This is a genomic window from Mesorhizobium sp. M2A.F.Ca.ET.067.02.1.1 (assembly GCF_004023285.1).
Lineage (GTDB): Bacteria > Pseudomonadota > Alphaproteobacteria > Rhizobiales > Rhizobiaceae > Mesorhizobium.
Window position 1 is genome coordinate 1 of record NZ_RZSB01000910.1, and the last position, 2,143, is coordinate 2,143.

General features: G+C 65.6%; 2 protein-coding genes and 1 pseudogene. 1 reads left to right on the forward strand and 2 read right to left on the reverse strand.

The features are described 5' to 3' along the window. A pseudogene (locus EOA28_RS40645) lies at nt 1-159 on the reverse strand (folate-binding protein); the annotation flags it as partial. Nucleotides 160-243: 84 nt separating this feature from the next. On the opposite strand from EOA28_RS40645, the gene EOA28_RS33575 reads away from it, so the two are divergent. Then, on the forward strand, nt 244-1,575 hold the full coding sequence (locus EOA28_RS33575; RefSeq protein WP_127386408.1) for a dihydroorotase: 1,332 nt from the start codon (nt 244-246) through the stop codon (nt 1,573-1,575). A 5-nt stretch (nt 1,576-1,580) separates the two neighbouring features. On the opposite strand, the gene EOA28_RS33580 is transcribed toward EOA28_RS33575, so the two are convergent. Further along, nucleotides 1,581-2,143 (reverse strand): hypothetical protein (locus EOA28_RS33580; protein WP_128315736.1); only part of this gene is annotated, 563 nt, incomplete at its 5' end.

A 2,143-nucleotide genomic window follows, 5' to 3' on the forward strand; every position in this document is an offset into this window, starting at 1 on the left:
GAACAGGATTTTGCCCTGCGGCGAAAGCAGCGCGCCGGGTTTGGCCTCGCCGTGCGGGAGCGTATCGAGATTGGTGGTGAGGATGTTCTGCAGGAAATGCTCGGCGTCGGGGCCTGACACGGAAATGAGCGCGCGGTCGTTGAGCTGGGTAAAGGGCATGAGGGAAAGTCGGCCTGATCTTGCAAAACGTTCGGCCATTACGTAAGCCGGCCACACTCCCCCCGCAAGAGATTGGACCTGCCCATGGCAACCACCTTCGACCTCATCCTGACAGGCGGCACCGTGGTCAACCATGACGGGGAGGGTCGCCGCGACATCGGCGTGAAGGGCGGACGCATCGCGCGGATCGGCGATCTCGCCCAGGCTTCGGCCGGCGAGGCCATCGACTGCACCGGCCTGCACATCCTGCCGGGCGTCGTCGACAGCCAGGTGCATTTCCGCGAACCGGGGCTGGAACAAAAGGAAGACCTGGAGACGGGTTCCCGCGCGGCGGTGCTGGGCGGCGTCACCGCCGTCTTCGAAATGCCCAACACCAATCCTTTGACCACCAGCGAGGCGGCGCTGGCCGACAAAGTACGCCGCGCCACCGGCCGCATGCATTGCGATTTCGCCTTCTGGGTCGGCGGCACGCGCGACAATGCTCGCGATGTCGGCGAACTGGAACGGTTGCCGGGAGCGGCCGGCATCAAAGTGTTCATGGGCTCGTCCACCGGCGACCTTCTGGTCGAGGACGATGAAGGCGTCGCCTCGATCCTGCGCAACACCCGCCGCCGCTCCGCCTTCCATTCGGAAGACGAATTCCGTCTGCGCGAGCGGCTCGGCGAGCGCGTCGAGGGCGATCCGTCGTCGCATCCCGTCTGGCGCGACGAGATCGCGGCGCTGCGCTGCACCGAGCGCCTGGTGCGCATCGCCAGGCAGACGCGCGCGCGCATCCATGTGCTGCACATCTCGACCGCGGAAGAAATTGTTTTCCTCGAGCAGCACAAGGATGTCGCGACCTGCGAAGCGACGCCGCATCATCTGACGCTGACGGCGGACGACTATGCCAGGCTTGGCACGCTGATCCAGATGAACCCGCCGGTCCGCGCCGCCCGCCACCGTGACGGCGTCTGGCATGGCATTCATCAAGGGATCGTCGATGTTCTTGGCTCCGACCACGCGCCGCACACGCTGGCTGAGAAGGCGAAGACCTATCCGGGCTCGCCGTCCGGTATGACCGGCGTGCAGACGCTGGTGCCGATCATGCTCGACCACGTCAATGCCGGCCGGCTCACGCTGCAGCGCTTCGTCGACCTTTCCAGCCACGGCCCGCAGCGCATCTTCGGCATGGCCAGGAAGGGCCGCATCGCCGCCGGCTACGATGCCGATTTCACGGTCGTCGACATGAAGCGGCGCGAGACCATCACCAACGCCCAGGCCGGCTCCAAAGCCGGCTGGACACCCTATGACGGCAGGGAGGTCACCGGCTGGCCGGTCGGCACCATCCTGCGCGGCAATCGCGTCATGTGGGAAGGTGAGATCGCGACACCCGGCCAGGGCAGGGCGGTGGAATTTTCCGAGGCGCTGCCGGTCTAAGGGGTTCAATCCCCGGCCACAAAGAACAGCCACTGCCCTGTCGGCGTGATGCCGACGCGGTAGAAGATATAGGCGCCGAACTGCTTCATGTCGTCATAATCGCTGGCCGTGACCAGCTTGAACAATTCGACGCGTTGCCTGGCATCGAGCTTGTCGAGCGGCAGCGCGAAGAAATACGGCCAGACATAGAGTTCCTGCGGCGTGCCGGTGTCGACATGGACATAGCCGGCCGAAAGCACCTCTTCAAGGATGGCGAGGATCTCCTGGCCGTCGCCGTCGCCCGAGAGGCCCTTGAGAAAGGTGATCGGGTCGCCGTCGATATCGCCCAGCGACAATTGCGTCATGGAATCGCCCTTGCCGATCAGCGGCCGCAGCTTCTCGATGTCGCCGGTACGGCAGGCCTCGATGATCAGCCCATGCATGCGCTTGACCGGTTCAGGAAGCGTGTTGAGGTCGTAGACGACCGCCGGCGGCGGCGCGTCCGGATCGGCGCGCGGGCTGGTGATGCCGCCATTGGCGGGCGGCGTTTCCGGCTCCGACTTGTCGGTGTCGTCTGCCGGCTGGCCGC

What these genes read in the sequence shown, in the direction of transcription:
- EOA28_RS33575 (WP_127386408.1), top strand. Translation starts at nt 244, where the DNA reads ATGGCAACCACCTTCGACCTCATCCTGACAGGCGGCACCGTGGTCAAC.